Origin of the sequence: Burkholderia sp. LMG 13014, from assembly GCF_905232215.1 — a bacterium.
Taxonomy (GTDB): domain Bacteria; phylum Pseudomonadota; class Gammaproteobacteria; order Burkholderiales; family Burkholderiaceae; genus Burkholderia.
In genome coordinates, this window is the sequence record NZ_CAJNKE010000452.1 from 1 (window position 1) to 4,847 (window position 4,847).

General features: G+C 65.0%; 6 protein-coding genes. 4 read left to right on the forward strand and 2 right to left on the reverse strand.

From position 1 onward, the window contains the following. The first annotated feature begins 168 nt into the window (after positions 1-168). Positions 169-1,062: an IclR family transcriptional regulator gene (locus tag JYJ84_RS28400; protein ID WP_122947454.1), complete on the forward strand. Its 894-nt coding sequence runs from the start codon at positions 169-171 to the stop codon at positions 1,060-1,062. 46 nt (positions 1,063-1,108) lie between these two features. Here JYJ84_RS28400 and JYJ84_RS28405 read toward each other — a convergent pair whose 3' ends face one another. Together JYJ84_RS28405 and JYJ84_RS28410 are read right to left on the reverse strand one after the other, a co-directional pair. Further along, positions 1,109-1,411 carry a DUF1330 domain-containing protein gene (locus JYJ84_RS28405; RefSeq protein ID WP_122947453.1) on the reverse strand — a complete coding sequence of 101 codons (303 nt, stop codon included), beginning with the start codon at positions 1,409-1,411 and terminating at the stop codon, positions 1,109-1,111. A 149-nt stretch (positions 1,412-1,560) separates the two neighbouring features. Next, positions 1,561-2,640 carry a porin gene (locus JYJ84_RS28410; protein ID WP_122947452.1) on the reverse strand — a complete coding sequence of 360 codons (1,080 nt, stop codon included), beginning with the start codon at positions 2,638-2,640 and terminating at the stop codon, positions 1,561-1,563. A 444-nt stretch (positions 2,641-3,084) separates the two neighbouring features. On the opposite strand from JYJ84_RS28410, the gene JYJ84_RS28415 reads away from it, so the two are divergent. The 3 genes from JYJ84_RS28415 to JYJ84_RS28425 are packed head-to-tail and all read left to right on the forward strand — an operon-like array spanning position 3,085 to position 4,844. After that, positions 3,085-3,402 (forward strand): non-heme iron oxygenase ferredoxin subunit, encoded by a 318-nt coding sequence (locus JYJ84_RS28415; protein ID WP_006758060.1) that lies wholly within the window; start codon positions 3,085-3,087, stop codon positions 3,400-3,402. A 1-nt stretch (position 3,403) separates the two neighbouring features. Beyond that, positions 3,404-3,715, forward strand: a complete 312-nt coding sequence (locus JYJ84_RS28420; protein WP_122947451.1) for a recombinase-like helix-turn-helix domain-containing protein — start codon at positions 3,404-3,406, stop codon at positions 3,713-3,715. Between the two features lie 52 nt (positions 3,716-3,767). After that, positions 3,768-4,844, forward strand: coding sequence for an aromatic ring-hydroxylating dioxygenase subunit alpha (locus JYJ84_RS28425; RefSeq protein WP_089452518.1), 1,077 nt, complete (start codon positions 3,768-3,770; stop codon positions 4,842-4,844). Positions 4,845-4,847 lie beyond the last annotated feature (3 nt).

Consider the following 4,847-nt stretch of genomic DNA (forward strand, 5'->3'; position numbering starts at 1 on the left):
TGCTATCCTCTCGACCGTGAATGACTATACGTGGGGCCGTGGATGCGCATGCTGCGCCGCGGCGATGCGCGCGGGTGCGACCCTGCGTGCGCGCTGAGGTAGCATGGCCGCCCGTCCACGACGATCCATGACCTGTTTCGTGACTGATTTCCTTCCGTCCATGTCCACATGGCCAAGACAACGATGAGCGGCGCGCCCGAATCCGCGGCGCCCGGCGACGACGAATCGTCCGGCGGCGGTTCGTCCTATCTGGTGCCGGGGCTCGAACGCGGGCTGCGGATCCTCGCCGAATTCTCCGCGCGCGAGCCCGTGCTCGGCGCGCCCGAGTTGTCGAAGCGCATCGGCATTCCGCGCACGACCACGTTCCGCCTGCTGCAGACGCTTGAAGCGCTCGGTTTCCTCGAGCGCGTGAATGGCGACCGCTATTTCCGGCTCGGCGTCGGCGTGCTGCGGCTCGGCTTCGAATATCTGAATTCGCTCGAACTGACCGATCTCGGCACCCCGGTGCTCGAAAGGCTGCGCGACGCGACCGGCCTGTCGACGCACCTGCTGATCCGCGACCAGCGCGACGTCGTGTTCGTCGCGAAGGCGCAGAGCAATACGTCGATGTTCGGTTCGGTGAAGGTGCACGTCGGCACGCGCCTGCCCGCACATGCCACCGTGCACGGCCATGTGTTGATGGGCGACCTGACGCGCGACGCGCTGCGCCAGCTCTATCCGGAAAAGCGGCTCGAGCAGTTCACCGAGCGCACGCCGGGCACCGTCGACGAACTGTACGAACGCGTGCGCCATTACGCGCGGCTCGGCTACGCGGTGAGCGAGGCGGCATTCGAGAGCGGCATTTCGGCCGTGACCGCACCCGTGCGCGATCACTCGGGCTCGATCGTCGCGGCGATTACCGCGACGGTGCCGCGCTCGGAGATCGGCGAGGCCCGCGAGAAGGAACGGCTCGTCGAAGCCGTGTGCGGCGCGGCGGTCGACCTTTCACAGCGGCTGAATTATCGTCCGCTCGAAAGCGACCCGACGTTCGCGCACGCGCGCCACAAGGTCGCGATGTTCTGAGTGTTCCGCTCTGCGGGGCCGGCGCGTGGCCATGCCGCCGCCGGGCTCACGCGCGCGACGCGGGCAGGCCGTGCACGAGCAGCGCGAGCGTATCCGCGCCCGCGTGGCGATCCTCGGAAATCTCCCGGTACTCGGGCGACTCGATGAACCGGCGCGCCGACGCGTCGTCGGCAAACGACATCAGCACCACCTTGTTGCGGTCCCATTCGCCTTCGAGCGCCACCGGCGCGTCGTCGGCCGCGAGCAGGCGGCCGTCGAAGCGGCGGAATACCGCCATGAAGCGGGCCTGATACCGGTCGTATGCGTCGCGGTGCGTGAAGCGAAGTTGCGCCAGCAAATAGACGGCCACGGTCGTCTCCGTTCGTCGGGGTCCGGTGATGCTACCCGTTGTCGGCGCGACGCGTGCGACGGCATGTGCACATGGCATGCGTGAACGAAGAAGAGCGGCCCGCGGGCCGCTCTTGTCGTTTCAGGCGCTGAACGCCTGCCACCGTTCGTTCAGAACGAGTGGTGGATGCCGGTGAGCACGATCACCTGGTTCGCGGTGCTCGACACGCCTGCCGTGAAGAACGCGGCCTGCGCACCGCCCGAACCGTGTTCAACCAGCACGTTCGCATACAGCTGCGTGCGCTTCGACAGCGAATAGATGTCGCCGAGCTCGACCTGCGTCCAGCGGCGGCCGGCCAGCGTCGTGGTCGCCGCGCCGCCCGCGATCGTGTTGAACGCGCTGCTGCGGTAGTTCACGCCCGCGTCGTAGCTCTGGAACGTATCCGAAAAGCCGTTCGACTGCATCTTCGTGCGCGTGTACAGGCCATGCACGAGGAAGTCGCCAAACTGGTAGGACGCGCCCGCGCCGATGTTCTCCACCTTGCTCGCGGTATAGCCGGTCGCGGTGTTCTGCCCCTGGAACGACGTGATGCCGCTAGTGCTGATCAGGATCGCGCGGTCGTGCTCGTTCGAGTACACGGCCGACGCCTTGAACGGCCCGTTCGCGTAGTTCAGCGCGACGCCGACCGACTTGCCGGTCGAGAAGTTCGTCGTGTTGCCGAGCGCCATCGTCGCGGCGGCCGAGAAGCCCGCGAAGGTCGGCGAGCGGTACTTGACCGCGTTGTTGTACGGCACGTTGCCGGTCGCGGCGAGCCCGTCGATGTTGCCGGGGTGGAACGCGTACCAGCTCATCGCGAGGTAGGCCGTGCTGAGCGGATCGAGATAGTCGAACGACAGCGGCGTCTGGCGGCCGAGCGTCAGCGTGCCGTAGCGTTCGGAGCTGAGGCCGACGAAGGCCGCGCGGTTCCAGATCGTGTTCGCGGTCGCGAACTGGCCGTTGTTCGTATAGAAGCCGTTTTCGAGCTGGAAGATCGCCGACAGGCCGTCGCCGAGGTCTTCCTTGCCTTTCAGGCCCCACCGGTCGGGCTGCGTATTGCCCTGGATCATCGCCCACTTCGCATGGCCGCCGACGTTGTTCACGTACGCGACACCCGCATCCATGCTGCCGTACAGCATCACGCTGCTTTGCGCCCACGCGCCCGACGCGGCGCCCAATCCGATCACCGCCGCTGCTACCGCATGCTTGACCATTTGATCTCCTGAATCTCCAACCTGATGAAAACGTGCCGTGGCGGCATGCGCAGGAACGGCCGGCCGTCGCGCGTTTTCGCCATCGGGCGGGCATTTTTGTGTTCCATACAAGGAACAATGTGCCTCTGATGGAATGGAGTATAGAGGCGTCAAGCACCGTATCAAAAATAATTTTTTCGGGACGGATGGGTTTCCGGCCGATGCCCGGCGTCGCTGCGCGAAGCCCGCGTAAACCCGGTAAATACCCGTCATATAACAAATAATTTCATTTAATGAGATGGGTGTACGTGATCGCCGACCCGACGGTCAGTGTTTTCCCTAGGGCGTACACCTTTTTGTTTTACTCGTGGAAAGTCACTCCTATAATCACCATCCATAAACTGCTGTTCCGGGTATGGAACAAATCGGAACCAACCGAGAGTCGATCAGAAGGAAGGGTGTGAGATGTCTGAACAATGGGTTTGCGCCGGACACGCCGGCGCGCTGTCGGAAGACACGCCGATCGAGTTCAAGCGGACCGACGGCGTCGAGATCGGGATCTATCGCGTCGGCGACGAGGTGTACGCACTCGAGAACGTGTGCCCGCATGCGTACGCGCTGCTGACGCAGGGGTTCGTCGACGAAGGCACGGTCGAATGCCCGCTGCACGAGGCCGTGTTCGACATCAAGACGGGCGAATGCCTGAAGGGTCCGGGCGGACGCGCACTGAAGCAGTACGCGGTGCGTCTCGCCGGCGAGGAAATCCAGATCAAGGTGGAATGACATGAAAGAAGCGACCGTCAACTTCAATCCCTTCCTGAAGCCGTGGGTGGCGCCGCAGCCGAACAACGTCGCGGGCAAGGGGCAGATCGAGATCCCCGGCCAGGTCGAGAACCAGGTCTGGCAGAACCGCAAGGCCGTACCGACCCAATACGAAAACGACCTCGGCGATGCGCTCGAACGCGTGTTCGAAGCCGGCGCGATCGAGCTGGACGACGTCATCGCGGGCCTGAACCGCATCGGCTTCCGCGCGCCGGACGGCACGGCGTGGACCGCCGAGCGCTTCCGCGCCGAAATGGCCGCGCTGGCGGAATGAGCGCTTGAGCGCTGATCGCCGACCCGACGACAACCGCATCCGGAGCACACTGATGACGTCCCCCGAACAACACGCAGCACAACACGACCCGGTCCGTGCCTATCTCGACCGCGGCATCAAGAACTACTGGTATCCCGTCGCGCCGAGCTGGCAGGTGTCGAATGCGCCTGTCGGCCTCACGCGCCTGTCCGAGCAGATCGTGCTGTGGCGCGATCACGACGGCAAGGTCCACGCGCTCGAAGATCGCTGCCCGCACCGCGGCGCGCGCCTGTCGCTCGGCTGGAACCTCGGCGGCAACATCGCCTGCTGGTATCACGGTATCGAAGTCGACGGCGGCGGCACCGTGAACCGCGTGCCGGCCGTATCGAACTGTCCGCTCGAAGGCACGAAGTGCGTGAAGTCGTATCCGGTCGAAGAGAAGGCCGGCGCGATCTTCCTGTGGTTCGGCGACGAAGCGCACGGCGAGCCGGCGCCGCTGAATTTGCCCGAGGAACTGGTCGACGACGAGTACGGCCACTTCCTGTGCGTGTCGAACTGGAAGTGCAATTACCAGTACGCGATCGACAACGTGATGGACCCGATGCACGGCGCATACCTGCACGCCACCTCGCACTCGATGGCCGAAGGCGACAAGCAGGCCGACATGCGCGTGCGCAAGACGGAAACGGGTCTGATGTTCGAGAAGATCGGCCAGCGCGACGTGAACTTCGACTGGGTCGAGCTCGGCGAAACGGGCTGCCTGTGGATGCGTCTCGCGATTCCGTACAAGCAGAAGTTCGGCCCGGGCGGCAACTTCGGGATCATCGGCTTCGCGACGCCGGTCGACGGCGACAACTGCCAGGTCTACTTCTGGCGCACCCGCAAGGTCAGCGGCTGGCAGCGCGACGTGTGGCGCTTCATGTACCGCAACCGCCTCGAGGGCCTGCACTGGGACGTGCTCGAGCAGGACCGCTACGTCCTCGAAAGCCTCGCGCCGAATGCGCGCGATCACGAATACCTGTACCAGCACGATGTCGGCATGACGCGCGTGCGCCGGATGCTGCGCACGCGTGCGCAGGAGCATCTTTCCGCGCTCGACGCGCATCGCGCGGCGCAGGCGCAGGCCGCATCGGAGCCGGCAAATGGCTGAGCG

Excerpts from the sequence above, each read along its gene's own strand:
- JYJ84_RS28410 (WP_122947452.1), bottom strand. The coding sequence starts at position 2,640 with ATGGTCAAGCATGCGGTAGCAGCGGCGGTGATCGGATTGGGCGCCGCG.
- JYJ84_RS28420 (WP_122947451.1), top strand. The coding sequence starts at position 3,404 with ATGAAAGAAGCGACCGTCAACTTCAATCCCTTCCTGAAGCCGTGGGTG.
- JYJ84_RS28425 (WP_089452518.1), top strand. The coding sequence starts at position 3,768 with ATGACGTCCCCCGAACAACACGCAGCACAACACGACCCGGTCCGTGCC.
- JYJ84_RS28415 (WP_006758060.1), top strand. The coding sequence starts at position 3,085 with ATGTCTGAACAATGGGTTTGCGCCGGACACGCCGGCGCGCTGTCGGAA.
- JYJ84_RS28400 (WP_122947454.1), top strand. The coding sequence starts at position 169 with ATGGCCAAGACAACGATGAGCGGCGCGCCCGAATCCGCGGCGCCCGGC.